General features: G+C 67.3%; 22 protein-coding genes. 13 read left to right on the top strand and 9 right to left on the bottom strand.

The window, feature by feature from the left end; genetic code table 11:
- Nucleotides 1-21 precede the first annotated feature (21 nt).
- The 4 genes from ACTIFP_RS04415 to tpiA form a co-directional block, all read right to left on the bottom strand.
- Entirely contained in the window at nt 22-705 is a 684-nt protein-coding gene (locus tag ACTIFP_RS04415) for a Crp/Fnr family transcriptional regulator (RefSeq protein WP_439567501.1), read from the bottom strand.
- A 25-nt stretch (nt 706-730) separates the two neighbouring features.
- Nucleotides 731-2362 carry a CTP synthase gene (locus tag ACTIFP_RS04410; protein ID WP_439567500.1) on the bottom strand — a complete coding sequence of 544 codons (1632 nt, stop codon included), beginning with the start codon at nt 2360-2362 and terminating at the stop codon, nt 731-733.
- 107 nt (nt 2363-2469) lie between these two features.
- A complete protein-coding gene (gene secG / locus ACTIFP_RS04405; protein WP_439567499.1) occupies nt 2470-2928 on the bottom strand; it encodes a preprotein translocase subunit SecG in 459 nt (152 codons plus the stop codon).
- A gap of 240 nt (nt 2929-3168) precedes the next feature.
- On the bottom strand, nt 3169-3915 hold the full coding sequence (gene tpiA / locus ACTIFP_RS04400; protein ID WP_439567498.1) for a triose-phosphate isomerase: 747 nt from the start codon (nt 3913-3915) through the stop codon (nt 3169-3171).
- Nucleotides 3916-4094: 179 nt separating this feature from the next.
- Between tpiA and ACTIFP_RS04395 the strand changes: the two genes are divergently transcribed.
- The 7 genes from ACTIFP_RS04395 to trpC all read left to right on the top strand — a co-directional run bounded on the left by ACTIFP_RS04395 (nt 4095) and on the right by trpC (nt 12260).
- On the top strand, nt 4095-6041 hold the full coding sequence (locus ACTIFP_RS04395; RefSeq protein ID WP_439567497.1) for a SurA N-terminal domain-containing protein: 1947 nt from the start codon (nt 4095-4097) through the stop codon (nt 6039-6041).
- Between the two features lie 2 nt (nt 6042-6043).
- Nucleotides 6044-7561: an anthranilate synthase component I family protein gene (locus ACTIFP_RS04390; protein ID WP_439567496.1), complete on the top strand. Its 1518-nt coding sequence runs from the start codon at nt 6044-6046 to the stop codon at nt 7559-7561.
- A 169-nt stretch (nt 7562-7730) separates the two neighbouring features.
- Nucleotides 7731-8801, top strand: coding sequence for an alpha/beta fold hydrolase (locus ACTIFP_RS04385; protein ID WP_439567495.1), 1071 nt, complete (start codon nt 7731-7733; stop codon nt 8799-8801).
- A 5-nt stretch (nt 8802-8806) separates the two neighbouring features.
- Nucleotides 8807-9814, top strand: a complete 1008-nt coding sequence (locus tag ACTIFP_RS04380) for an NADP-dependent oxidoreductase (protein WP_439567494.1) — start codon at nt 8807-8809, stop codon at nt 9812-9814.
- A gap of 78 nt (nt 9815-9892) precedes the next feature.
- Nucleotides 9893-10483 carry an anthranilate synthase component II gene (locus tag ACTIFP_RS04375; protein ID WP_439567493.1) on the top strand — a complete coding sequence of 197 codons (591 nt, stop codon included), beginning with the start codon at nt 9893-9895 and terminating at the stop codon, nt 10481-10483.
- Nucleotides 10480-11478: an anthranilate phosphoribosyltransferase gene (gene trpD, locus ACTIFP_RS04370; protein WP_439567492.1), complete on the top strand. Its 999-nt coding sequence runs from the start codon at nt 10480-10482 to the stop codon at nt 11476-11478. The genes ACTIFP_RS04375 and trpD overlap by 4 nt, the downstream gene beginning before the upstream one ends.
- On the top strand, nt 11475-12260 hold the full coding sequence (trpC, locus tag ACTIFP_RS04365; protein ID WP_439567491.1) for an indole-3-glycerol phosphate synthase TrpC: 786 nt from the start codon (nt 11475-11477) through the stop codon (nt 12258-12260). Before trpD ends, trpC begins: the two co-directional genes overlap by 4 nt.
- 15 nt (nt 12261-12275) lie before the next feature.
- On the opposite strand, the gene ACTIFP_RS04360 is transcribed toward trpC, so the two are convergent.
- Complete coding sequence (locus tag ACTIFP_RS04360) at nt 12276-13007, bottom strand: glutathione S-transferase family protein (protein ID WP_439567490.1); 732 nt, start codon at nt 13005-13007, stop codon at nt 12276-12278.
- Between the two features lie 78 nt (nt 13008-13085).
- Here ACTIFP_RS04360 and moaC point away from each other — a divergent pair, with 78 nt between their 5' ends.
- From moaC to lexA, 3 genes are all read left to right on the top strand, one after another.
- Nucleotides 13086-13556, top strand: a complete 471-nt coding sequence (moaC, locus tag ACTIFP_RS04355; RefSeq protein WP_439567489.1) for a cyclic pyranopterin monophosphate synthase MoaC — start codon at nt 13086-13088, stop codon at nt 13554-13556.
- Entirely contained in the window at nt 13556-14746 is a 1191-nt protein-coding gene (locus tag ACTIFP_RS04350; protein WP_439567488.1) for a molybdopterin molybdotransferase MoeA, read from the top strand. Before moaC ends, ACTIFP_RS04350 begins: the two co-directional genes overlap by 1 nt.
- A 66-nt stretch (nt 14747-14812) precedes the next feature.
- The gene (lexA, locus tag ACTIFP_RS04345; protein WP_439567487.1) at nt 14813-15496 is read left to right on the top strand and encodes a transcriptional repressor LexA; all 684 of its coding nucleotides are present in this window, start codon (nt 14813-14815) and stop codon (nt 15494-15496) included.
- Here the strand turns inward: lexA and ACTIFP_RS04340 are convergent.
- A complete protein-coding gene (locus tag ACTIFP_RS04340; RefSeq protein ID WP_439567486.1) occupies nt 15450-17609 on the bottom strand; it encodes a ComEC/Rec2 family competence protein in 2160 nt (719 codons plus the stop codon). The two genes, lexA and ACTIFP_RS04340, sit on opposite strands and share 47 nt — an antisense overlap.
- Nucleotides 17610-17681: 72 nt before the next feature.
- On the opposite strand from ACTIFP_RS04340, the gene gltX reads away from it, so the two are divergent.
- Together gltX and ACTIFP_RS04330 are read left to right on the top strand one after the other, a co-directional pair.
- Nucleotides 17682-19148, top strand: a complete 1467-nt coding sequence (gene gltX, locus ACTIFP_RS04335; RefSeq protein WP_439567485.1) for a glutamate--tRNA ligase — start codon at nt 17682-17684, stop codon at nt 19146-19148.
- A 38-nt stretch (nt 19149-19186) separates the two neighbouring features.
- Nucleotides 19187-20473 carry a citrate synthase gene (locus ACTIFP_RS04330; protein ID WP_439567484.1) on the top strand — a complete coding sequence of 429 codons (1287 nt, stop codon included), beginning with the start codon at nt 19187-19189 and terminating at the stop codon, nt 20471-20473.
- Nucleotides 20474-20684: 211 nt separating this feature from the next.
- Here ACTIFP_RS04330 and ACTIFP_RS04325 read toward each other — a convergent pair whose 3' ends face one another.
- The 3 genes from ACTIFP_RS04325 to ACTIFP_RS04315 are packed head-to-tail and all read right to left on the bottom strand — an operon-like array spanning nt 20685 to nt 24302.
- Nucleotides 20685-22067 carry a sensor histidine kinase gene (locus ACTIFP_RS04325; RefSeq protein ID WP_439567483.1) on the bottom strand — a complete coding sequence of 461 codons (1383 nt, stop codon included), beginning with the start codon at nt 22065-22067 and terminating at the stop codon, nt 20685-20687.
- Entirely contained in the window at nt 22064-22987 is a 924-nt protein-coding gene (locus ACTIFP_RS04320) for a hypothetical protein (RefSeq protein WP_439567482.1), read from the bottom strand. The genes ACTIFP_RS04325 and ACTIFP_RS04320 overlap by 4 nt, the downstream gene beginning before the upstream one ends.
- A gap of 58 nt (nt 22988-23045) precedes the next feature.
- On the bottom strand, nt 23046-24302 hold the full coding sequence (locus ACTIFP_RS04315; RefSeq protein ID WP_439567481.1) for a hypothetical protein: 1257 nt from the start codon (nt 24300-24302) through the stop codon (nt 23046-23048).
- 66 nt (nt 24303-24368) lie between these two features.
- On the opposite strand from ACTIFP_RS04315, the gene ACTIFP_RS04310 reads away from it, so the two are divergent.
- Entirely contained in the window at nt 24369-25076 is a 708-nt protein-coding gene (locus ACTIFP_RS04310; RefSeq protein WP_439567480.1) for an SDR family NAD(P)-dependent oxidoreductase, read from the top strand.
- Nucleotides 25077-25222: the final 146 nt, after the last annotated feature.

Here is a 25222-nt window from a genome sequence, read left to right as displayed (position 1 = left end):
CGCGGGGGCGACCTGCCCGCCCTACCCCTCGCTCTCGCTAATATCCTCGAGCATATCGGTATCGAGCACCCGCACCCGCCCCTGCTCGAGCGAGATCACCCCCGATTCCTCCCAGCTGCGCAGCTGGCGGTTGATATGTTCGCGGCTCATCCCCGCAAAATTGCCGAGTTCGGTCTGGCTCAGCTCGACGCGATGCGACGCCTCGACATCCTTGCGGATCAGCCGTTTCAGATAGCGCGCCAGCCGCGGCCCCGACGCATAGGCGCGGTCGCTTTCGATCGTCTGGTCGGCGGTGCGCAGCCGCCGCGCGAGCTGCTGCATCAACGACCAGGCAAATTCGGGATGGCTCGCGGCAAAATCCTTGAGCGCGTTGCGGCCGAGTTGCAGAGCGCTCCCGGCGCTCGTCGCGGTCACCGATGCGGTACGTTCGCCGCCGTCGAGCAGCGCGATCTCGCCCAGCACCGCGCCGGGCTCGGCATAGGCGAGCACGATTTCGCGCCCGCCGCCGGTCAGCATCGACACGCGCGCAGTGCCCTGCGTCAGGATCAACATCATGTCGCCCGGATCGCCCTGGACGAGCAATTCCTTGCCCTTGACGAAATTGACCTGCACCGCGCGGCTGGCGATTTCGGCCCAATCTTCGACCGACAGGCCGGAAAAGATGCTGTCGGGGCCCTGCAACTCGGCGAGTCTTGCGTGATCCATGCCCCTAAACCCCTTTGTCGAACCGTTAAACCAGCCGGCTCTGCTTCACCGCCGCTTCGATGAAACCCGCGAACAAGGGATGCGGGTCGAACGGCTTCGATTTGAGCTCGGGATGGAACTGGACCCCGATAAACCACGGATGGTCGGGCCGCTCAACGATTTCCGGCAGCATGCCGTCGGGCGACATGCCCGAAAACACCAGCCCGCCCTTCTCCAGCCGGTCGCGATAGGCGCCGTTGACCTCGTAACGGTGGCGGTGGCGCTCGCTGATGTCGCTCGCGCCATAGACCGCCGCGACATGGCTGTTCGGCGACAGTTTCGCTTCATAAGCGCCCAGCCGCATCGTGCCGCCCATGTCGGTATCGGCGCCGCGCTTTTGCAGTCCTTCGGCGCTCATCCATTCGGTGATCATGCCGACGACGGGCTCGTCGGTGCGCCCGAATTCGGTGCTCGACGCATCCGCAATGCCGCTGGTGTTCCGCGCGCCCTCGATGCACGCCATCTGCATCCCCAAACAGATGCCAAAGAACGGCACGCCGCGTTCGCGCGCAAAACGCACGCTCGAAATCTTGCCCTCGGACCCGCGCTCGCCGAACCCGCCGGGCACCAAAATGCCGTGCAGCGGCTCGAGGTTCGCGGCCAGATCCTCGTCGCGCTCGAACATTTCGGCATCGAGCCAGCGGATATTGACCTTGACCCGGTGCGCCATGCCGCCGTGGACCAGCGCCTCGTTCAGCGACTTATAGGCATCGGGCAACGACACATATTTGCCGACGACGCCGATCGTGACCTCGCCCTCGGGATGCTGCTTGCGGTCCATGATGTCGTACCAGCGCGACAGGTCGGGCGCGGGGGCGTCGTGGATGCCGAAATGCCGCAACACTTCATTGTCGAGCCCTTCGCCATGATATTGCACGGGCACCGAATAGATGCTGTCGGCGTCGAGCGCCGGGATCACCGCTTCTTTGCGCACGTTGCAGAATTGCGCAATCTTGGCGCGCTCGCCCTCGGGCAGCGGCCGTTCGCAGCGGCAGAGCAGGATCTCGGGCTGCACGCCCAGCGAGGCGAGTTCGCGCACGCTATGCTGGGTCGGCTTGGTCTTCAATTCACCCGCCGCCGCGATATAGGGCACCAAAGTGACGTGGACCGACAAGGTCTTGTCGCGCCCCTCTTCGTTACGCAGCTGGCGGATCGCCTCGATGAACGGCAGCGATTCGATGTCGCCCACCGTGCCGCCGATTTCGCACAGCACGAAATCCAGGTCGTCGAGTTCGGCGCGCGCGAATGCCTTGATCGCGTCGGTGACGTGCGGGACGACCTGCACCGTCGCGCCCAGATAATCGCCGCGGCGTTCCTTGGTGATGATCTGCTGATAGATGCGGCCGGAGGTGATGTTGTCGCTCTGCCGCGCCGCAACCCCGGTAAACCGTTCGTAATGGCCCAGATCAAGGTCGGTTTCGGCGCCGTCGTCGGTCACATAGACCTCGCCATGCTGGTACGGCGACATCGTGCCGGGGTCGACGTTCAGATAGGGATCGAACTTGCGGATACGGACACGATAGCCACGCGCCTGCAACAAGGCCGCGAGGCTAGCCGCCATCAAACCTTTGCCAAGCGAGGAGACCACGCCGCCGGTGATAAAAATGAACCGCGCCATGGGAGGAAAGACTTACTCAACGGGAGGGGGACGGCGCAAGCCGTCGAATCGCTTGCCGCGGAATTTATTTCCGCAGCGCGGGCTGCTGTATCGACCGGGGCCGAGGGTTATTTTTTGGCGGGCGCCTGCGCCGGTGCCGGAGCGGCTTCCTGCGTCGCGGCTGCCGCGGCCGCTGCCGCCAGCGGATCGTCGCTCGCGGGCGCCGGTGCGGCGGTCGCGGGCGCCTGACCGCTGGGCGCAGGCTGCGCCGGGCCGGTCAGCGACGAGGTCGGCGCGGCGCCGCTGGTCTGTGCGGTCTTCGACAGCGAGGTGTCGATCGTCGAACCGCTGCGGCCGACCGAGGCCATCGCCGCAAGGACGATCGACAGGCCGACGAACAGCGTCGCCAGAATGGTGGTCGCCCGGGTCATGAAATCCGCTGCGCCGCGCGCCGAGAGCAACCCCGCGGGGCTGCCGCCGACGCCAAGACCGCCACCTTCGGACTTCTGCATCAAGATGACGCCGATCATCGCCGCGGCAACCAGCGCCTGCAGGACGAGGATGAAGGTGAAAAGGCTGGACATCATATTTTCCCGAACTTGCGCGGCCTCACACGGACCGCGCCCGCGGCGCACATAGAGACGAAGCGGCTTAGCTTCAAGCCATACATGGCTTGATGCGACCTACGATCCCCGTTCGTGTCGAGCGAAGACCGCTATCGCCGCGAGCCCCACCCGTCGCCCCCGCGAAGGCGGGGGCCGTTGGCGCCCTTGTCCAGCGCAGCTGCGTAAACCTCCAGCGGCCCCCGCCTTCGCGGGGGCGACGGATCACAGCGCCGCAGCAGCAGCCACGATCGGCACAAATTTCGCCGCCGTCAGGCTCGCGCCGCCGACCAGCGCGCCATCGACGTCGCCCGCATCGAGCAACTCGGCGGCGTTGTCACCATTGACCGACCCGCCGTACAGGATTCGCATATCCTGCGCCGCCCCTCCGAACCGCACCGCCAACGCACCGCGGATCGCGCCGTGCATCGCCGCGACATCGGCGACCGTCGGCACCAGCCCGGTGCCGATCGCCCAGATCGGTTCATACGCAATCGCCAGCCGGTCGGCGGCAAAATCATCGGGCACCGATCCCGCAATCTGCGCCAGCACATAATCGATTGCGCCGCCCGATTCGCGCACTTCGTGCGGTTCGCCGACGCACAGGATGACCGCCAGCCTCGCGGCCAGCGCCGCCTCGGCCTTGGCGCGGACATCGGCATCGCTCTCGCCGCATCCTTCGCGCCGCTCGCTATGCCCGACGATCACCAGCGTCGCACCGGCATCGGCCAGCATCGGCGCCGCGACCGACCCGGTAAACGCGCCCGATGCGGCGCTATGGCAATCCTGCCCGCCGACCGCCGCGCCCGGCGCCGCGGCGACCAGCGCACCGATCAGCGTGAACGGCGGACAGATCGCGACATCGACCCCGCCATGATCCGCCGCGGCCGCAAAAATCGCCTGGGCATCGGCGACCGCCGCCGACAGCCCGTTCATTTTCCAGTTGCCCACCACATATTTGCGCCGTGCCATTGCCGCGTCTCTCCCAATGTTCGAACATTGGGTTTGCCCTAGCGGCGGGCGGGGGCGATAGGCAAGCCGCCTCGCGCCGCCATCAAAAGCCCGTTTCGCGCCTTGATGCACCGCCGCCGCGCCTCTAAAGCATCGCCGAGCCGCGCATCCCCGCGCCCCGCCGAAAGACTGACCATTTCATGATCACCGCCATCCGCCGCATGTTTTCCTCGACGCTCGGCAAGATCCTCGCGCTCGGCTTTGTTGCCTTTATCGGCGTGGCTTTTGCGCTGAGCGACGTCACCGGAAATTCGACCTTTGGCGGCATCGGCGGCGCCAATGTCGCGAAAGTCGGCGGCGAGGAAATCGGCGTCGGCGAGCTGCGCGATCGCGTTCGCATGGCCTATAACCAGGCGCGGCAGAACCAGCCGGGGATGACGATGGCGGCGTTCGTCGAATCGGGCGGTCTCGACCAGGTGCTCGACCAGTTGGTCGAGGGGCTGGCGTTCGAACAGTTCGCGACCGAAATGGGTTTTGGCGTCAGCAAGCGGCTGGTCGATGGCCGCATCGCCGACATCCCCGCCTTTGCCGGCGTGTCGGGCAGTTTTGACCAGACGGCGTTCGAGCGGTTCCTGCGCGATAACGGGATGACCGAGACCCAGCTGCGCCGCGACCTTCGGCAACAGCTGCTGATCGAACAGATTGCGGCGCCGATCGCGACGATGCCGCGCGTCGGGCTTGGCATGGCCCAGCCCTATGCCGCGCTGCTGCTCGAACAGCGCCGCGGTCAGGCGACCTTCATCCCCGCCAGCCCCTTTGCGCCGACCGCCGACCCCGGCGACGCCGCGCTCCAGACCTATCTGACCCAGAATGTCGCGCGCTTCACCATCCCCGAACGGCGCGTCATCCAATATGCGCTGTTCGATCGCACCGCGGTGCCGGTCCCCGCGGTCACCGACGCCGAAATCGCCAAAATCTATAAGGACAATGCCGCGCGCTACGCCGCCAGCGAGACGCGCCGCTTTGCGCAGGTGATCGTCCCCGATCAGGCCACCGCCAACAGCCTGGCCGCCAAGGTGCGCAGCGGCACCGCGCTCACCGCCGCGGCGCAGGCCGCGGGTCTGTCGGCATCGACCACCGGCGACCTTACCCAGTCGGCCTATGCCGCCACTAGCACCGCCGCCGCCGCCAAGGCCGCCTTTGCCGCCAAACGCGGCGACCTGATCGGACCGATCCAGACCGGCCTTGGCTGGACCGTCGCGCGCGTCGAGGACGTCACCACGCGTCCGGCCCAAAGCCTCGCCGACGCCAGCGCCGAAATCCGCACCGAACTTGCGAAGAACAAGGCGAACGAGTCGATCGTCGATTATTACAATGCGATTCAGGACGCGGTGAACGGCGGCGCGTCGATCGACGAAATCGCCGCCGACCGCAAACTCGCGCTCGCCACGACCCCGGCCTTGCTGCCCAGCGGCCGCGTCCCCGGCCAGCCCGCCTATGCGCTGGCGCCCGAGCTCGCACCGCTGGTCGCGCAGGCGTTCCAGGGTGGGTCCGAAGGCGAAGGCCAGCTCGCGACACTCGTCGAGAACGAGAAATTCGCCGTCTATGCGGTGAAATCGATCATCGCCGCGGCGCCGCCGCCACTGGCGCAGATCCGCGGCGACCTGCTCGGCGACTGGCGCCTCGCGCAGGGTCAGAAAATCGCCCGCGACAAGGCGCGCGCGATCGCCAAGGCGGTCGAAACCGGCAAGAGCCTGGCCGACGCGGTCGCCGCCGCCGGCCCGAACATCGGCAACGTCCAGACGATCGGCGGCCGCCGCGCCGAACTCGGCGCCGGGGGCAAGCCCGTGCCCCCCGAACTCGCCCTGCTATTTTCGATGGCCAAGAACAGTGTCAAGACGCTCGAAATCCCCGGCAATCGCGGCTGGATGGTGATCGCGCTCGCCGACGTCCAGCGCCCCGATCCCAAGACGATCGAACCCGCTCGCGTTGCCGGCATCGCGCAGCCGCTCGCGCCCGCCTTTGGCAACGAGCTGATCGAACAGCTGTCGGCCGAGGCGAAGCGCCGCGTCGGGGTGACGATCAACAAGGAACTGGTCGAACAGCTTCGCAAAGAACTCACCGGCACCGCGCCGGTCGCCGAATAGGGGTGAGCCTGGAGGGCAGAGCTGCGGCGCTCGAGGCGCTGGCGCAGGGGCGCGGCGCTGTCGTCTGGCAGCGGCTGATTGCCGACGTCGAAACGCCGGTATCGGCGGCGCTCAAACTGATGGAGCCGGGGCGCGGCGACTGGGTGCTCGAATCGGTCGAAAGCGGCGAAACGCGCGGGCGCTACAGCCTGCTCGGGCTCGACCCCGACCTGATGTTCGAGGTGACCGGCGACGCGGCGCGGATCAATCGGCGCTGGCAGCATGATCGCGCGGCATTCCAGCCGCTCGAAACCGGCGCATTGCAGGCGCTGCGCGATCTCGTCGCCGAATGCCGCTTCGACGTGCCCGACGGGCTGCCCAAGGCGCTGGCGACGCTCGTCGGCTTTTTCGCTTATGAAACGATCGGGCTGGTCGAACGCATCCCGCGCGCGCCGGGCGCCGGGCTCGGCCTGCCCGACATGGTGTTCGTGCGCCCGACGACAATCCTGGTGTTCGACCGCCTCGCCGACGAACTGTTCCTCATCGCGCCGATCTGGCCCGATCCCGATGGCGCGATCGACCGCATGCTGGGCGATGCGCAGGATCGGCTCGATACCATCGCCGCGCGCCTGGCGCGTAGCAGCGCGCACCCCGACCGCGCGGTCACCGCGGCGCTGCCCACCGACGTCGGCCCCAATGCCGCGACAACCCCTGCGCAATTCGCCGCGATGGTCGCCGCGGCGAAAGATTATATCGCGGCGGGCGACATTTTTCAGGTCGTGCTGTCGCAACGCTTCTCGACCCCCTTCGACCTGCCGCCCTTTGACCTTTATCGCGCGCTGCGCCGCATCAACCCGTCGCCCTTTCTCTATTTCCTCGACCTCCCCGGCTTTGCGCTGATCGGTTCGTCGCCCGAAATATTGGTGCGTGTGCGCGACGGCGAAATCACCATCCGCCCCATCGCCGGCACCCGTCCGCGCGGCCGCACCAGCGCCGAGGATGTCGAGAACCGCGACAGCCTGCTCGCCGATCCCAAGGAACGCGCTGAACATCTGATGCTGCTCGACCTCGGCCGCAACGACGTCGGCCGCGCCGCGGTGGGTGGCAGCGTCACCGTCACCGACAGCTATACGGTCGAATTTTACAGCCACGTCATGCACATCGTGTCGAACGTCATCGGCCGCATCGCGCCCGGCAAGGACGCGATCGACGCGCTGTTTGCGGGCTTCCCCGCCGGCACCGTCAGCGGCGCGCCCAAGGTCCGCGCCTGCCAGATCATCGCCGAACTTGAGGCCGATGCGCGCGGGCCGTACGCGGGCGGCGTCGGCTATTTTGCGCCCGACGGCAATATGGACAGCTGCATCGTGCTGCGCACCGCGATCGTCAAGGACGGCGAAATGCACGTCCAGGCCGGCGCCGGCATCGTCGCCGACAGCGACCCCGCCTATGAACAGCGCGAGTGCGAGGCGAAGGCCGGGGCGCTGTTTGCCGCGGCGCGCGAGGCAGTGCGACTGGCGGGCACGCCGGGCTACGGGCAATAGCACTTAAAACCCCTCCCCTTCAGGGGAGGGGCAGCGAGACTTGCGAACTTGTTCGCTAGTCGCAGCGGGGTGGGCTTCAAAGCCTGCGCCAGACTGATGGCCCCACCCCAACCCCTCCCCTGGAGGGGAGGGGCTTATCACCGCACAACAAACCCGCTAGCGTCGCGTCATGCGCAAAACCCTTGCCCCGCTCGCCCTGCTGCTCGCCAGCATCAGCCCTGCCCACGCCCAGGCACCGGTCCCCGCAGGCGCAACCGAAGCCGACGCGATCCTCAAAGATTTCACCTTCGCGACCGGCGAAAAACTGCCCGAACTCAAGCTGCATTATACAACGCTCGGCACGCCGCAGCGCGATAAAAAGGGCCATGTCACCAACGCGGTGATGATCCTCCACGGCACCGGCGGCACCGGGAAGCAATTCTTCCAGCCGCAATTTGCCAGCGAATTATTCGGTCCCGGCCAGCTGCTCGATACCGCGAAATATTACATCATCTTGCCCGACAATATCGGTCATGGCGGCTCGTCGAAACCCAGCGACGGCCTCCGGATGAAATTCCCCCAATATGATTATGACGACATGGTCAGCGCGCAGCACCGAATGCTCACCGAAAAGCTGGGGGTGCACAAACTCAAGCTGATCCTCGGCACCTCGATGGGCTGCATGCATGCCTTCATCTGGGGCACCAAGCGCCCCGGCTTTGCCGAAAAGCTCGCGCCTTTCGCCTGCCTGCCGGTCGAGATCGCGGGGCAGAACCGGATGTGGCGCACCCTGACGATCGACGCGATCAAGGCCGACCCGCTGTGGCTGGACGGCAATTACGCCACCCCGCCCGCCGCGGGCCTGCGCACCGCCGCCTCGCTCAGCATGATCGCGGGCGCCAACCCCTATGCGCTGCAGGCCCAATATCCGACCCGCGCCGCCGCCGAGAAATTCAAGGACGAGGCCTTCGCCCGCATGTTCGGCCGCAACGACGCCAATGACACGATTTATCAAATCGATAGCTCGCGAACCTATAATCCGTGGCCGCTACTCGAAAAGATAGACGTGCCGACCCTGTGGATCAACAGCGCCGACGATTTCATCAACCCGCCCGCTTACGGCATCACCGAAAAGGCCGCGGCGCGGATGAAGACGACGAAATTCATCCTGATCGCCGCCAGCCCCGAAACCAAGGGTCACAGCACCCACACCTGGGCGAAATTCTGGAAAGACGATCTGGCAAAGCTGATGGCGGAGTGACCGACATGCAGGCCTTTCTTCTCAACCGTTACGGCGGCCCCGAGGCGACCGAGCTTGCCGACGTGCCGCGTCCCGTGCCCGGCCCCGACGACGTGCTCGTCCGCGTCCATGCCGCGGGGCTCAACCCGGTCGATTTCAAAACGCGCGATGGCATGCTCAAGGTCGTTCAGCGCTATGACCTGCCTGTCATCATGGGCAATGAGCTCGCCGGCACAGTCGAAAGCTGCGGCGCGAACGTGACGGCGTTCAAGTCCGGCGACCGCATCTTTGCGCGCGTGCCGAAGGATCGCATGGGCGCTTTCGCCGAATATGCGGCGGTGCCCGCCCGCCATATCGCGGTCCTGCCGCCGTCACTCGATTTCGAAACCGCGGCGGGCGTGCCGCTTGCGGGACTCACCGCGCTTCAGGCGCTCCGCGACGAACTGCAGCTGAAACCCGGCAGCCGCGTCTTCATCCCGGGCGGCGCGGGCGGCGTGGGCACCTTCGCGATCCAGATCGCAAAATGGCTGGGGGCCGACGTCACAACGACCGCGTCGCCGCGCGGCCGCGCCCTCGTCGAACGGCTCGGTGCCGACCGCGTGATCGACTATATGACGCAGCGCTTCGAGGATGAAGTGCGCGATATGGACGGCGCCTTCGACCTGATTGGCGGCGACACGCTCGAAAAATGCTTCGGCGTGGTGAAGCCGGGCGCGACGGTGGTGTCGGTGGCCGGGATGCCGGAACCGTTGACCGCCCGAAAGGATCTCAGCCGCGGCCCGCTGCTTGCCGCAATCTTCTGGCTCGCGAGCTTCGGATTGCGCGCCAAGGCGCGTCGGCACGGCGTCACCTACCGCTATCTCTTCATGCACCCCAGCGGCAGCGAACTGGCCGAACTTGCACAGCTGATCGAAGACAAGAGGCTCGAACCGGTGATCGACCGAATTTTCCCCTTTTCCGAGATCGGCGAAGCGATCGCCTATCTCGAATCCGGCCGCGCAAAGGGCAAGGTCATCGTGCGCATGGCACGCTAGCGATCGCAAAAGCCTGTATTGCCCGCCCGATAGCTTCTATCCCTTCCCCAATCTTCGCAAAACCGATAGTGGGCCGCCATGATCCTCGTCATCGACAATTATGACAGCTTCACCTTCAACCTCGTTCATTATCTGATCGAGCTGGGTGCCGACGTGCGCGTCGAGCGCAACGACGCGCTGACCGCTGCCGAGGCGCTGGCGACCGGCGCCGATGCCATCCTCATCTCGCCCGGTCCGTGCACCCCGAACGAGGCCGGGATCAGTCTCGATCTCGTCGCTGCCTGCGCCGACGCGCGGCGGCCGCTGCTCGGGGTGTGCCTCGGCCATCAGGCGATCGGTCAGCATTTCGGCGGCACCGTCCAGCGCGGCCATCTGATGCATGGCAAGACCTCGCCGGTGTGCCACGACGGCACCGGGCTGTACGCCGGCCTGCCCTCGCCGTTCCAGGCGACGCGTTATCACAGCCTCGAGGTCGTCGACATTCCCGCCAGCCTGGTCATCAACGCGACCAGCGACGACGGCGCGGTCATGGGCTTCCGCCATGTCGACCTGCCGATCCACGGCGTGCAATTCCACCCCGAAAGCATCGCAACCGAACATGGTCATGCGATGCTCGCCAATTTCATGGCGGTCGCCGGGCTCGCGGTCGGCACGCGGCAGGCGGCATGAGCCGATTCGGGCCGCTTCCCGATCCGGCCGGCCGGCTGGACCATGACGAGGCCGCCGCGGCCTTTGCAACGATGCTCGACGGCGGCGCCAGCGATGACAATATCGCCGAATTTCTGACCGCGCTGTCCGATCGCGGCGAAACGATGGTCGAAATCGCCGCCGCGGCGCAGGCGATGCGCGACCGGCTGATCCCGATCGATGCCCCCGCGGGCGCCATCGATGTCTGCGGCACCGGCGGCGACGGCCATCACACGCTCAACGTCTCGACCGCGGTCGCGATCGTCGTCGCGGCGTGCGAGGTTCCGGTCGCAAAGCACGGAAATCGTGCAGCTTCTTCCAAATCCGGTGCCGCCGATACGCTCGAAGTCCTCGGCCTCGACATGGAGCGCGCCGGGCGCCTCGCCGAAGCGACGCTGGCCGATCTTGGCATCTGCTTCCTGTTCGCCGCCAACCATCACCCGGCGATGAAGCGGATCCAGCCGATCCGGACGCGGCTGGGCCGTCGCACGATCTTCAACCTGATGGGGCCGCTCGCCAACCCCGCGCGCGTCACCCGCCAATTGATCGGCATCGCGCGGCCCGCCTATGTCCCCGTCTATGCCGAGGCGCTGCACCGGCTCGGCACCGACCATTCGCGCGTGATTTCGGGCGACGAGGGCATCGATGAACTCTCGCTTGCGGGCGGCAACGAGGTCGCCGTCGTCACCCCCGACGGCGTGCTGATGCAGCGCAGCGTCGCCGCCGACGCGGGGCTCCCCACCCACCCGATCGCGGCGATCCGCGGCGGCGATGCCGCGCACAACGCCCGCGCGCTGCAAGCGCTGCTCCAGGGCGAACCGGGCGCGTATCGCGATGCGGTGCTCTACAACACCGCCGCGGCGCTGATGGTCGCCGGCGCCGCCGCGACGCTGGCCGAGGGGGTCGAGGAGGCCGCAGAGGCGATCGACAAGGGACTCGCCAACGCGCTGCTCAACTGCTGGATCGCCTATCAATGAACAAGCTGACCCAAATCCTGGCCACCAAGGCCGACGAAGTGACGGCCCGCCGCGCCTTGCGCTCGCTCGCCGACCTCGACGCCATCGATGCCGGGCCGGTGCGCGGTTTCCACGCCGCATTGCAGGCAAAGATCACCGCGGGCGGTTTCGCCCTGATTGCCGAAATCAAGAAAGCGTCGCCGTCCAAGGGATTGATAAGGGAAGATTTTGATCCCGCCGATCACGCCCGCGCCTATGCCGCGGGCGGCGCGGCGTGCCTGTCGGTGCTGACCGACGCGCCCTGGTTTCAGGGGCATGAGGATTATCTGATCGCCGCGCGCGCCGCCTGCCCGCTGCCCGCGCTGCGTAAGGATTTCATGGTCGACCCCTGGCAGGTCGCCGAAGCACGCGCGATCGGCGCCGACGCGATCCTGATCATCGTCGCCGCGCTCGACGACGGCGCGATGCAAGAGATCGAGGCCGCGGCGATCGAGCGCGCCATGGACGTGCTGGTCGAGGTCCACGACGAGGCCGAACTCGACCGCGCGCTGACCAGGCTGAAATCGCGCCTGATCGGGGTCAACAACCGCGACCTTCGCACCTTCGAGACCGATCTCGGCGTCACGCAGCGCCTTGCAAAGCTTGTTCCCGCCGACACCTTGCTGGTCGGCGAAAGCGGCATCGCCACCCACGCCGACTGCGAAAAACTCGCCCAAAGCGGCGTTCGCGCCTTCCTCGTCGGCGAAAGCCTGATGCGCCAGACCGACGTCACGGCGGCAACGCGGGCTTTGCTCGAAGGCTGATGCACTTCTGGCCTTTCAGTCCGCCGCGGCAAAATGCGCCATCTGATCCGCGTGCGCCTTCACAAACGCAGGGCGAGTAACAGCGCGGGATAGATAATCTCTGCACGCGGGATACTCTGCCAGTCCATCGAAGCGATCGACGAGGCGCAAAACATCCGACATGGCAATATCGGCGATGGAGAAGACCGCGGCCAGCCATTCACGCGCAGATAGGACGCCGTCCATATGCCGAAGCCTTGATTGCAGAAACCCGTCCAGCATCTGTCGGCCCGGCGTATCGGCGTTGTCGCCGGAAAATTTGAAGAGCGACCACGGCACACTCGGCATCTCAACGGAATTCAGCGCCGCGAACAGCCACTCGATGGCCTCGATGCGCCCTAGCGGATCTGCCGGGATCAGCGCTTCACTGCGCTCTCCCAGGTAAAGTAGGATCGCACCGCTTTCAAAGATCGTGACGTCACCGTCGGTCAGCCACGGCACCTGCCCAAACGGATGACGCGAAAAATGCCCCGCATCCCGATTGCGGAAGGGCGTCGTATCGACCCGATAGGAGAACCCCGCTTCCTCAAGTGCCCAGCGTATGCGCAAGTCGCGCACAAAACCCCGCGGAATTTCAGGAACCCAGTCATAGGTCGTGAGAGTAAATTCGGTCATTACAATGTCCTTCATGGCGATCGAAATATGTGACGCTTCGGTCATGCGGGGAAGTACGTCACAGGTAATGATACGATCGGCCTGCCCCTTCATGTCCGGGATTCGCCGAAAAAGGAGGGGCGATCGCCCTCATTGCTTGCCTTTCTCCGTCGCCCTTGCTTGGCTCGCGCGATGACCCTCAAACCGACTCATCTCGACGACACCGGCGCCGCGCATATGGTCGACGTCGGCGCCAAACCCGCCACCCAGCGCCGCGCGGTCGCCACTGGCCGCATCACCATGTCCGCGGGCGCGCTTAAAGCCATCCGCAGCGGCAATGCCCCCAAGGGCGACGTCCTCTCGACCGCGCGGATCGCCGGGATCATGGCGGCCAAGCGCACGGCGGACCTCATCCCGCTCTGCCATCCGCTCGCGCTGACCAAGGTCGGCGTGGACTTTGAATGGGAAGACAATGGCATCGCGGTCACCGCCACCGCCGCGACTACCGGGCCGACCGGGGTCGAGATGGAGGCGCTGACCGCGGCGTCGGTCGCGCTGCTCACCCTTTACGACATGGCCAAGGCGCTCGACCGCGCGATGATACTCGGCGACATTCGCCTGCTCGAAAAAAGCGGCGGCCGTTCGGGCGACTGGCGCGCCTGATGGCGGCGCTGCTGCCGGTCGAGGAGGCGCAGGCCCGACTACTGGCGCTGCGCGACCCGTTGCCTTCCGAAAATACTGCCTTTTCCGAATGTTTTGGTCGCTACCTTTCAGACGACATCGTTGCGCAACGCAATCAGCCCGCCGCGCCGCTGTCGGCGATGGACGGCTATGCTATTCGGTTCGGCGACCTGCCCGGGCCGTGGACCATCGTCGGCGAAAGCGCCGCCGGTGCCGCGCCCGATCGCGCGATCGGCGCGGGCGAGGCGATGCGGATTTTCACCGGCGCGATCGTTCCCGCGGGCGCCGATACCGTCATCGTGCAGGAGGATGTCGTCGCCATCGGGACTGCGCTCACGCTGACCGGCGACGGGCCCGGCGCGCGCGGCCGCCATATCCGCGGCCGTGCCGGCGATTTCGCCGCGGGCGATCGCCTGCTGCCCGCGGGGACGCGCCTGACCCCCGGCGCAATCGCCGCCGCGGCGATGAGCGGCGCCGGCCAGCTCGCGGTCGGGCGCCGCCCGCGCGTCGCGATCCTGACCACCGGCGACGAACTCGTCCAGGCGGGGCGCGCCCTCGCCGCCGGGCAGATCCCCGACAGCAACAGCCCGATGCTGACCGCGATGCTCGCAGCCGAGCCCGCGCTGGTCAGCCTGCCGCATCATGTCCGCGATGATCGAGAGATACTTGGCAAGCTTTTGAAGGATTTGGCGCGACGTCACGACGTCATCGTCACCGTCGGCGGCGCCTCGGTCGGCGACCATGACCATGTCCGCGGCGCGCTTGCCGACGCTGGGGGCCAAATCGATTTCTGGAAAATCGCGATGCGTCCGGGCAAGCCGCTGATCGCCGGGACGATCGGCGACGCGATCTTGCTCGGCCTGCCCGGCAATCCCTCATCGGCGTTCGTCACCGCGACCCTGTTCCTGCTCCCGCTCGTCCGTCACCTTGCCGGCGCGCGCGCGCCGCTGCCGCCGGTTCATCAGGCACCGCTCGCAACCGCGCTGGACGGCGGCGGCGGGCGCCGCGACTATCTGCGCGCGCGACTCGAAAACGGGCGCTTGACCCCGCTGATCGGGCAGGACAGCGGCATGACGATGCCGCTTGCCGCGGCGAACGCGCTGCTGATCCGCGAGATCGGCGCCCCGCCGCGCGCCGTGGGGGCAATCGCCGACTATATCGTCATCGCTTGACAAGTTCCGCTCTGTTCCACTATCGTTCTCATTATGTCCGGTTCTGGTCCTGACGGAGGATGATCGATGTTGACCGCCAAGCAGCATGAACTGCTTCACTTCATTCAGCAAAAGCTCGACGCCAGCGGCATTTCGCCGTCGTTCGAGGAGATGAAGGAAGCGCTGGGGCTGAAATCGAAATCGGGCATCCACCGCCTGATAAGCGCCCTGGAAGAAAGAGGCTTCCTCCGCCGCCTGCCCAACCGCGCGCGCGCGCTCGAAGTCATCAAGGTGCCCGAGGCCGCGAAGTCCGCGGTGCGCAATGATCGCGACAATGTCGTCCCGCTGCGCAAGCCCGCTCCCGCGATGCGGCCGATTGCCGCGAACGACATCATCGAGGTGCCGCTGCACGGCAAGATCGCCGCTGGTGTGCCGATCGAAGCGTTCGAGGAGCATAACAACCTCGCCGTCCCCGCGGCGTTGCTCGGTTCGGGCGAACATTATGCGCTCGAAGTGTCCGGCGACTCGATGGTCGAGGCGGGCATTTTCGACGGCGATTATGCGCTGATCCAGAAAGCCAGCACCGCGCGCGAGGGCGACATTGTCGTCGCGCTCGTCGACGGGCAGGACGCGACGCTCAAATATTTCCGCCGCGAAGGCCCGATGATCCGGCTCGATCCCGCGAACAGCGCTTATGAGCCGCAGCGCTACCCTGCCGACCGCGTCATCGTGCAAGGGCGCCTGTCGGGATTGCTTCGTCGTTACCACTAAGCTGCTGCGGCTGCCGCCACGGATGCGCGTCCCCAGCGCGCAGCGTGGCGACCGCCGCGGGCCGCTCGCCCAGATAGAGCGCCAGCCCGCCGGTTTCGGCCAGGGTGTCGCGATCGATCGTCAGCCAGCGCCCGGCGCATTCGCGCGGTAACCAGCGGTCGCTGATCACGACATCGGCGGCGGCGCAGGCGGCGGCCATATCGCTGCCCTCGATCCGGTCCCGCCCGCGCGACGCCAGAATGATCCGGCGGGCGCCCCCTTGGCCATGGCTCCAGCGACAAAAATCGCGGTTGCATTCGACATGGTCGAGCCCGGCGAGCGCCGCCAGCGGGGTATCGACGCCCGCGGCTTCGGATAGCGTATCGCGGATATAATCGCCCGCGCGGTCGCGCAGCAGCGCATAGCTGCCATCGGGCATTGCCGCGGCGATATGGCGGCCATCGCCGGTCACCAATAGGTCGGGGCGCGGCTGGGCGAGCAGCGCGGCCATGCCGACGGCCAGCGGCACCGCCCCCAGACGGCGCCAGCGCGTCTGCCACAGCAGGAGCCACAACCCGCCGAATATCGCCAGAGCAAAGCCCCAGCGCGGAAACACCGGCAACGTCGCGACCGCGCCGGGCGCATCGGCAACCGCATGCGCCAGCGCAATCAGCCCCTTCAGCGCCTGTTCGGCGACCCACCAGAAGGGCGCGCCCAGTCCGACCGAATCGAACAGCAATGCCAGCGCCTCCATCGGCATGATCACAAAAGTGGTCAGCGGGATCGCGACGACATTGGCGAGCGCCCCGTACAAGCCTGCCTTGTGGAAGTGAAACAATGCGATCGGCGCCAGCGCGACCTCGACGACCAGCCCCGTCGCCAGCAACCCTACGATCGCGCGCCCGAACCGGAACACCCACGGCTCCTCCCGCCGCGCCAGAAAAGCGCGCATCGGGCGGCTTTCGTGCAGCGCGATGATCGCGGTGATCGCGGCGAAGCTCAGCTGGAAACTCGGCCCGGCGAGCGATTCGGGCCGCCACAACAGCACGATCAACGCCCCCGCGGCGACCAGCCGCAGCGTCAGCGCCTCGCGCCCCATCAAAAACGCCACCAGCACCAGCAGCGCCGCGATGAAAGAACGCAGCGTCGGCACCTCGGCGCCGGCGAGCAGCGTGTAGGCGCCCCCGGCGATCGCCCCCGCCGCCGCGGCAAGCGGCAGGACCGTGCCCGCCAACGCGATCCGGCGGCTCAGCGCGAACAGCCGCGCCGTCAGCAAAAACGCAAAGCCGACCACCGCGGTCACATGCAGCCCGCTGATCGACAACAGATGCGCCAGGCCGCTGCGCCGCATCGCCTCCTCGTCGGCTTCGCTGATCGCGCCGCGGTCGCCGGTGACCAGCGCCGCCGCGATGCCCCCCGCCGATCCGTCGACCTGCCCGTGAATATGCGCGCTCAGCCGCGCGCGCAGCGGCGGTGCGGCATCCCCGGCGCCCGGCGCGCGCGACACCTCGCCCAGCACCGTGCCGACCGCGCCGATGCGGTCGAACCATGCGCGCTGCGCAAAATCATAGCCGCCGGGCAGACTCGCGGTCGGCGGCGGCATCAACCGCGCCCGCACCCCGATCGTCTCGCCCCCGGCGAGCCCCGCCGCCTGTTCGCTGCGCAAGGTCAGGCGGACCCGCGGCGGCAGGTCGGCGCGCTGTTGCGGCTGCGCGATGATGCGCACCTGTCCTTTCGCGGGCAGTGCCTCGACGCGCTCGATCACTGCCGCAAAGCTGGTGCTGACCGGCGCGGCGAGTACCGGCGCCGCGACCCACAACGCCCGCGCCCAGATCAGCAGCATCCCCGCGGCCATCACCGCGCACCCGATTGCGGCCATGCGCCCGATCCGGCTGTGCCAGCCGATCAGCAACCCGGCGAGCAATCCTCCCGCCAGCAGTAGCAGCAGGCCGATCCAGTATGTCGCGGCGGGCAGCGCAAACCACGCGGCAATCCCGGCGCCGAGCGCAACCGGCAGCCATAGCCCGATCCGCTCGCGCTCGCCCTCCAGCCGCACGTCCAACGCAGCGGCCAGCCCGCGCGCAAGCCGCGCCCAGCGCCCGGAAATCGGCGTTTGAAGCTGCCTTGTCGCCATGCTAGGGGCTGCCCCCGATCCCCGTCCCGCCAGCCTTTGCTGGCGCCGGCAAGTTGAGTGAAAGAGGCCTTGGTGGCAACCGATATTGAAACCAGTTTGACCGCAGCGACCGCCGAAGCGACGGGCGCCGCCGTGGTGACACGCTTTGCCCCCTCGCCGACCGGTTTCCTGCACATCGGCGGCGCGCGCACCGCGCTGTTCAACTGGCTATTCGCGCGCCATCACGGCGGCAAATTCCTGCTGCGGATCGAGGATACCGACCGCGCGCGGTCGACCGACGCCGCGATCGACGCGATTATCGACGGCATGCGCTGGCTCGATCTCGACTGGGACAGCGAAACGGTGTTCCAGTTCGCCCGCGCCGATCGCCACGCCGCGGTCGCGGCCGAGCTGTTGGCCAAGGGCGAGGCCTATCGCTGCTATCTGACCCAGGACGAACTCGCCGCAATGCGTGCCGAGGCGCAGGAAAAGCGCCTGCCCTTCCGCGTTCGCAGCCCCTGGCGCGACCGAAATGACGGCGACCCGGCCGCCCCGCACGTCGTCCGCCTGCGCGCGCCGCAGGATGGCGCCGCGACGATCACCGACAAGGTGCAGGGCGACGTCACCGTCCAGAATGCCGAACTCGATGATTTCGTCCTGCTGCGCAGCGACGGCACGCCGACCTATATGCTCAGCGTCGTCGTCGACGATAACGACATGGGCGTCACCCACGTGATCCGCGGCGACGACCATCTCAACAACGCCTTTCGCCAACTCGCGCTCATCCGTTCGATGAACTGGCGCGAGCCGGTCTATGCCCATGTCCCGCTGATCCATGGTGCCGACGGCGCAAAACTGTCGAAACGCCACGGCGCGCTCGGTGTCGACGCGTACCGCGACGAAATGGGGTATCTGCCCGAAGCGGTGAACAATTATCTGCTCCGCCTCGGCTGGGGCCACGGCGACGACGAAATCATCAGCCGCGCGCAGGCGACCGAGTGGTTCGACCTTGCCCATGTCGGGCGCTCGCCGTCGCGTTTCGACTTCAAAAAGCTCGAAAATCTCAACGGCCATTATCTCCGCGAAGCCGATGATGCGCGGCTCGCCGGTCTGGTCGCGCCGCGCGTCGAAACGCTCGTCGGCCGCGCCCTCAGCGATACCGAACACGCCACGCTGACGCGCGCGATGGAATCGCTCAAACCCCGCGCCAAGACGCTGGACGAAATCGCCGACGGCGCGATGTTCCTGTTCCAGGCCGATCCGTTGCCGGTGGACGAAAAGGCTGCCGAGGTGCTAAAGGCCGCACCCGAAGGCTTGCTGGCTGCCGTGACGCAGCGGCTGCGCGGGCTGGACCAATGGACGATAGAAGAGCTGGACGCCGCCGTGCGGGCCGAGGCCGAAGCCGCCGAACTGGGGCTCGGCAAATTGGCCGGGCCGCTACGCGCTGCGCTAACCGGCCGAACCGTTTCCCCAGGGATTTTCGACGTGCTGTTATTGCTCGGGCGTGATGTCAGTCTGGCCCGACTTGACGCAGCGCAACATTATCCGGCAGGGGCGTAGCCACGCTCTCTCCTCGCCGCCAGAACAGGGAAAAATATATGACCGACCAGCCCGCAAAAATCACCCTGGGCGACAAGACTGTCGAAAGTCCCATTTTGTCGGGCACCGTCGGTCCCGACGTTGTCGACATCCGCAAATTCTATGCCCAGACGGGCGCCTTCACCTACGATCCGGGCTTCACCTCGACCGCAAGCTGCGAATCGCAGATCACCTATATCGACGGCGACGAGGGCGTACTGCTCCACCGCGGCTATGCGATCGGCGACCTCGCCGAAAATTCCAGCTTCATGGAAACCTGCTACTTGCTGCTCAACGGCGAACTGCCGAACGCCGCCGAACTCGCCGATTTCGACAACACGATCACCCGCCACACGATGCTGCACGAACAGCTCGCGACCTTTTACCGCGGCTTCCGCCGCGACGCGCATCCGATGGCGATCATGTGCGGTGTCGTCGGCGCGCTCAGCGCCTTCTACCATGATTCGACCGAGATCCACGATCCGCACCAGCGGATGATCGCCAGCCACCGGCTGATCGCGAAGATGCCGACGATCGCGGCGATGGCGTATAAATATTCGGTGGGTCAGCCGTTCGTCTATCCCGACAATTCGTTGAGCTACACCGGCAATTTCCTGCGCATGACCTTTGGCGTGCCGGCCGAGCCCTATGAGGTGAACCCGGTCGTCGAACGCGCGCTCGACCGCATTTTCATCCTCCACGCCGATCACGAACAGAACGCGTCGACCTCGACCGTCCGCCTCGCCGGTTCGTCGGGCGCCAATCCGTTCGCGTGCATCGCGGCGGGCATCGCCTGCCTGTGGGGCCCGGCGCATGGCGGCGCCAACGAAGCGGCGCTCAACATGCTGCGCGAAATCGGCCGTCCCGAACGCATTCCCGAATATATCGCGCGCGCCAAGGACAAGGATGATCCGTTCCGCCTGATGGGCTTTGGCCACCGCGTCTATAAAAACTACGACCCGCGCGCGACGGTGATGCAGAAAACCGTCCGCGAAGTGTTCGACGCGCTCAAGGTCAACGACCCGGTGTTCGAAGTCGCGCTCCAACTGGAAGAAATGGCGCTCAGCGACCCCTATTTCGTCGAGAAAAAGCTGTTCCCGAACGTCGATTTCTATTCGGGCGTTATCCTGTCGGCGATCGGCTTCCCGACGACGATGTTCACCGCCCTGTTCGCTCTCGCGCGCACCGTCGGCTGGGTGGCGCAGTGGAACGAAATGATCTCCGACCCCGCGCAAAAGATCGGCCGCCCGCGCCAGCTGTACACCGGCCCAACGCAGCGCGACTATGTGCCGGTGGCGAAGCGCTGATCGGCCCCCAAGACTAAGAACGAAAAAGGGGCTCTAAACAGCCCCTTTTTTGTTGGCCGGTTACGACCGAAACTAGACGTCGCCCCCGCGAAGGCGGGGGCCGCCGTCGGTTTACGCTTCGCCGCTGTGTAAGGCGGCCAGCGGCCCCCGCCTTCGCGGGGGCGACGGATGTGGAAACGTCCGCTTCCCACCCCAAAGCAGACACCGCCGCCTACCCAACATCCCGCGCCGGCAAACTCAGCGTAAACCGCGCGCCCTGCCCCGGGGCGCTGTCGACGGTCAGGTCGCCGTCCATCGCTCGCGCCAGTCGCCGTGCGATATACAGCCCGAGGCCCGAACCGCCGCTGTCGGTGCGGCCCAGCCGCTCGAATTTCTCGAACACCACCGCCTGTTGTTCGGCGTCGATCCCCTGCCCCTGGTCGGCGACGGTTACCATCGCCCGGTCATCTTCGCGATCGACGCGGATCCAGATTTGCGAATTGTCGGGCGAATAGCGGATCGCATTGCCCAGCAGGTTGAGCAGCACCTGCAACACGCGGCGGAACTCGCCCGTCGCGGGCGCCTTGTCGTCGGTGCGCGGGGCGTCAATGCGGATGCCCTTTTCCTCGGCCTTCATGCCGAGCAGGCCGACCGCGCGGCGCGCCAGGTCGCCCAGGTCGATTTCGTCGGCGGCCGCCTTGAACCCCGGCCGCTCGATATTCTGCAGATCGGCCAGATCGTCGACCAGCCCCAGCAAATGCCGCCCGGCATGCGCGATGTCGCCGGCATAGCGCGCGTAATCGGCACGGATCGGGCCGTCGAACTGGCCCGAAATCGTCTCGGCGGTCGCGATGATCCGGCTGAGCGGGCCGCGCAGCGCCCCGTCGATCCGCCGCCCGAATTGCGGGTCGGACAGCGGCAGCGACCCGAACGCGGGATCGACCAGCGTCGCCGCGGGGATGGAATCGGCGGCCGCGTCGTCCTCCGCCACCGCGGCCGAACCGCGAAACCCGGTAAAGCGCCCGACCGCGTCGAACAGCGCGTCGCCCGACAGCGTCATCGCCAATCGCCCGGCGGCGACCCCCGCCTGGACGTGCTGGCCCTCAAAGCGCGATTGCCGTGCCAGCGCGCGCAGCACCGGAAAACGGCCGTCGCCATCGGGTTGCAGCTCGAACAATTCGGACAGCGAGCGCCCTTCCCAATCGGCCGGAACTGGCGGCGCATCGGCCGCCGCGCGCAGCGCCACCATCCGCAACTGCTGGTCGCACTCCCACGTCCAGCCGTGCGGCACCATGATATTGTCGGCGATCGCCGGAATCTGCGGCGGCACGATCGGCCGGGTGCGCCAGTCGCTGATCTCCAGACTGGCGCCATCGGCGTCGGGGATGATCCGCACCAGCGCGTGAATGTCGCTATGATCGTCGGCGGCGTGCAGCGGCCGGCTGATGTCGCGGTGCAGCCGCTGCGCCAGCGCGACCAGCCGCGCCAGATGCGGCAGCGCCAGTGGTTTGCCCAGCCCCGCGCCCGCGCGCTGTTGCAAACGCAGCAGCGGCGCATCGGCGCTGACCAGCGCGCCCGACCGGTCGATCCGGCCGCGGACGATCCGGTCGCTCATTGCGCCTCGCGCCCCTGCCCCGATAGCGTGCCGTGGTCGCGCGCACCGTCGCCCGCGACCGCCCGCGACGGCAGCATCGCCAGCGACGCCTCCAGCGGCGCCAACGCGGTGCGATCGAGGTGCAGCGGCGCGAGCAGCGGCGGCAGCGCCGCGGTCTCGGCGGTGAGCAGCGCCAGCGCCATATCGTCATAGCTGCGGCGATGCGCGGCGGCGGCGAGCGCGATCAGCGTCGGCCAGTCGTGCCGCGCGATCGCCTGCCCCGCCGCCTCGGGCAGCGCCGCACCCAACAGGTCGTGATACGCCGTCCCGGCTTGCGCGATGCCTGTTTCACCAGCGTGGCGCTCGGTCGCCCGCCGCACCGCCTCGCCCAGTTCGGCGGCACGCGCCTGATCCTGACTGACTTCGGCCAGCCGCCATGCGGCAATGTCGAACAGCAGGGCGCGAAAGACGTCGCCGTCCAGATCGGCGACTGCGAGCGCGGGATGTCCCAGCACGTCGAAGCGGCGGCGATCGGCGATCTGCAGCGCCAGATAGGCGCGGTCGATGGTGGACAGCGGCGCGCTGACCGTCGGCGCTTCGGCGTCCGCCTGATCGGTTTCGGGCAGGATCGGCGGCGGGCTGCTGCGCTGCGCCGACAGGTCGCGCCAGCGATGCTCCTCGGCGCGAACGAAACAGAGGCGCGCCAGCCGTTCGGCGCCCGGCAAACCGCCGCGCAGCCATTCGCGCCACAATGCGTCGGTATCGATGCCGCGATCGAGCCGCCCCGCGACATCGGCGACCAGCCGCCGCGCGATCCCCAGCGACAGCGCGCGCTGCTCCTCGGTCAGCCGCGCGATCGCGGGCGCCGCCAGATAATCGGCAAGCTCGCGCAAACGCGCGGACAGCGGATCGATGCCGGACGAGGAGGCGGAGTCAGTCATGCACGATCGCGGATAGCAGGATGGCGTTAATACGCGCTAAACCTTGAAGCGCTTTGTATTAGCGCGCTTCCGGGCGCCGCGCCAAGCGCAGCCAGAGCAGAATCTGGAGCAGCGCGAGCAGCGGCAGGACCGCGAACATCAACGACGCAAAATCGAACAGCAACGCCGGCGCCAGCATGATCCACGCCTGGTCGGCGTCGGGCAGCAGCCAGTGAAAGCGCCGCCGCTCGCCCGAATCCTCGTACAGCGACCGCGCGAGCAGGATCGTCGCGGCCAGGCACGGCGCCAGCGCGGCTTCGGAAAACAGCGGCATCCGATGCCCCGGCCCCGCCAGCGCAACCAACCACGGGAAAACCGCGAGCAACACCCATGCAAAGGTGCGGATCACGTCGCGCACCCGGTCCTGCGCCGCGCTTTCGGCGCGAAAGGCCGACAGAAAACGCATCGCGGTCAGCCCCAGCCCGCCGAGGATCGCGACCAGCGCCCCCGCCGCCGCCAGCCCGCTCGCCGCCAGCGCCGCCACCGCGATCCACAGCGAAGCCGTGACATAAGGCAAGGTGCGCGCCGTCGTCGGCGATTTGACCAGCAACGGCCCCGCGAGCCGGATCATCGGCATCATGATCGCCGACCGGCCGAATCCCATGCCGCCATATTCGACCTGCTGCAGGCTCGATTGCTCGATCAGCGCCGCGGTCGGTCGGTCGGTGACGATCGCGATCTCGCCCTGTTCGAACAGCGCCGGTTCGCAATAGAGCCGCCGCGCCCCCGACTGCACCGCCAGCCGCAACAGGGTGAGCATCATGTCCCATTCGCCCGGCATCGCCGCGAGTTCGGCGACCATCGGCTCCGAAATGCTCGCCAGCCCGCCCCAGCGCCGCGTCGCGTCGATGCGCTCGAACCCCTGCGTCAGCGGCGTGTCGCCGGTGACCAGGATCGCGGGCGCCCCGGGCTTGGCGATCGCGGCATAATGCGTCCCGCCGGCGCGCAGCCCGTCGGCGACCAGGATGATGCGGTCGTCGCCCTGCACCAGCCCCATCAGGTCGGCGGCGGCGCGCACCGGGGTGACTTTCAGCCCGCGGCGGCGGATCCGGTCGCACGTCGCCAGCAGATCGGCGGGGACCGCCGCGACCGCCACCGCGATATGCGTCACCCCCACGTCCGCCAGCCGAGCCGCCTGCCGCTCGATCAGCGTTTCGCCGGCGACGGTCACGAGCGCGCGCAGCCCGCCGTCGGACAAGACTTCGCTGGCGCCGATCAGCGCGATCAGAGCCATCGGCGGGCACGAAGAAGCGATATGGTCACGGCCCACCGTCATATGGCGCCGCACCGGTTTGGCAAGCATCGCTTGTCGCGCCGCGGCGGCGCATGATAATCCGCCCGCGTGACAGATCGCGGATCGGCCATCATCATCGGCGCTTCGGGCGGGATCGGCGCCGCGCTCGCCGATGCGCTGCACGCCGATGGACGCCATGACGTCATCCACCGTTTTGCCCGCGCATTCCCCGCCCCGCATCATATCGACGTTACCGACGAAGCATCGGTCGCCGCCGCCGCTGCCCTCGTGCGCGACGGCGACCAGCCGCCGCGGCTGGTGATCGTCGCCACCGGCCTGCTCCACGCGGAGGAGCATCAGCCCGAGCGAAAACTTGCCGACATTGATCCCGACTGGATGGCGCGCAATTTCGCCGTCAATGCGATCGGCCCTGCGCTGATCGCCAAATATTTCCTGCCGCTGCTGCCGCGCCGCGGGCGCACCGTTTTCGCGATGCTGTCGGCGCGCGTCGGCAGCATCGGCGATAACCGCAGCGGCGGCTGGTACAGCTACCGCGCCTCGAAAGCCGCGCTCAACCAGCTCGCGCGCGGCTTCGCGATTGCCGAGGCGCGCCGCAACCCCGACGCATTGGTCGTCGCGCTGCACCCCGGTACCGTCGATACCGGCCTATCGGCGCCGTTCCAGCGCGGCGTACCCGCCGAAAGCCTGACCGCGCCGCCCGCCGCGGCAGCCAATCTGCTGCGTGTGTTGGGCACGCTGACGCCCGCCCAAACCGGCCGGATTTTCGCGTGGGACGGCAGCGAAATCATTCCCTGAAAACCCACCGAATCGCTGGCATTTCCCGCCACCGTCGGCTAGGTAAAAGCCACCTCCCGAAAAGCAGAAAAAAGGCCGGGTCTTGACCGAAGAAAATACGCCGACGCCGCCGTCCGAGGACGGCATTTCGCCGATCAACATCGTCG

It is taken from the genome of Sphingopyxis sp. (genome assembly GCF_051861155.1).
In the GTDB taxonomy this organism is placed as follows: Bacteria; Pseudomonadota; Alphaproteobacteria; order Sphingomonadales; family Sphingomonadaceae; genus Sphingopyxis.
Note: the sequence above shows the minus strand (reverse complement) of the source record. Positions and strands in the feature narration are given on the sequence as shown.

Coding starts and splice junctions, on each gene's coding strand:
- ACTIFP_RS04415 (WP_439567501.1), bottom strand. CDS start 705: ATGGATCACGCAAGACTCGCCGAGTTGCAGGGCCCCGACAGCATCTTT.
- ACTIFP_RS04410 (WP_439567500.1), bottom strand. CDS start 2,362: ATGGCGCGGTTCATTTTTATCACCGGCGGCGTGGTCTCCTCGCTTGGC.
- secG (WP_439567499.1), bottom strand. CDS start 2,928: ATGATGTCCAGCCTTTTCACCTTCATCCTCGTCCTGCAGGCGCTGGTT.
- tpiA (WP_439567498.1), bottom strand. CDS start 3,915: ATGGCACGGCGCAAATATGTGGTGGGCAACTGGAAAATGAACGGGCTG.
- ACTIFP_RS04395 (WP_439567497.1), top strand. CDS start 4,095: ATGATCACCGCCATCCGCCGCATGTTTTCCTCGACGCTCGGCAAGATC.
- ACTIFP_RS04385 (WP_439567495.1), top strand. CDS start 7,731: ATGCGCAAAACCCTTGCCCCGCTCGCCCTGCTGCTCGCCAGCATCAGC.
- ACTIFP_RS04380 (WP_439567494.1), top strand. CDS start 8,807: ATGCAGGCCTTTCTTCTCAACCGTTACGGCGGCCCCGAGGCGACCGAG.
- ACTIFP_RS04375 (WP_439567493.1), top strand. CDS start 9,893: ATGATCCTCGTCATCGACAATTATGACAGCTTCACCTTCAACCTCGTT.
- trpD (WP_439567492.1), top strand. CDS start 10,480: ATGAGCCGATTCGGGCCGCTTCCCGATCCGGCCGGCCGGCTGGACCAT.
- trpC (WP_439567491.1), top strand. CDS start 11,475: ATGAACAAGCTGACCCAAATCCTGGCCACCAAGGCCGACGAAGTGACG.
- ACTIFP_RS04360 (WP_439567490.1), bottom strand. CDS start 13,007: ATGAAGGGGCAGGCCGATCGTATCATTACCTGTGACGTACTTCCCCGC.
- moaC (WP_439567489.1), top strand. CDS start 13,086: ATGACCCTCAAACCGACTCATCTCGACGACACCGGCGCCGCGCATATG.
- ACTIFP_RS04350 (WP_439567488.1), top strand. CDS start 13,556: ATGGCGGCGCTGCTGCCGGTCGAGGAGGCGCAGGCCCGACTACTGGCG.
- lexA (WP_439567487.1), top strand. CDS start 14,813: ATGTTGACCGCCAAGCAGCATGAACTGCTTCACTTCATTCAGCAAAAG.
- ACTIFP_RS04340 (WP_439567486.1), bottom strand. CDS start 17,609: ATGGCGACAAGGCAGCTTCAAACGCCGATTTCCGGGCGCTGGGCGCGG.
- ACTIFP_RS04330 (WP_439567484.1), top strand. CDS start 19,187: ATGACCGACCAGCCCGCAAAAATCACCCTGGGCGACAAGACTGTCGAA.
- ACTIFP_RS04325 (WP_439567483.1), bottom strand. CDS start 22,067: ATGAGCGACCGGATCGTCCGCGGCCGGATCGACCGGTCGGGCGCGCTG.
- ACTIFP_RS04320 (WP_439567482.1), bottom strand. CDS start 22,987: ATGACTGACTCCGCCTCCTCGTCCGGCATCGATCCGCTGTCCGCGCGT.
- ACTIFP_RS04315 (WP_439567481.1), bottom strand. CDS start 24,302: ATGACGGTGGGCCGTGACCATATCGCTTCTTCGTGCCCGCCGATGGCT.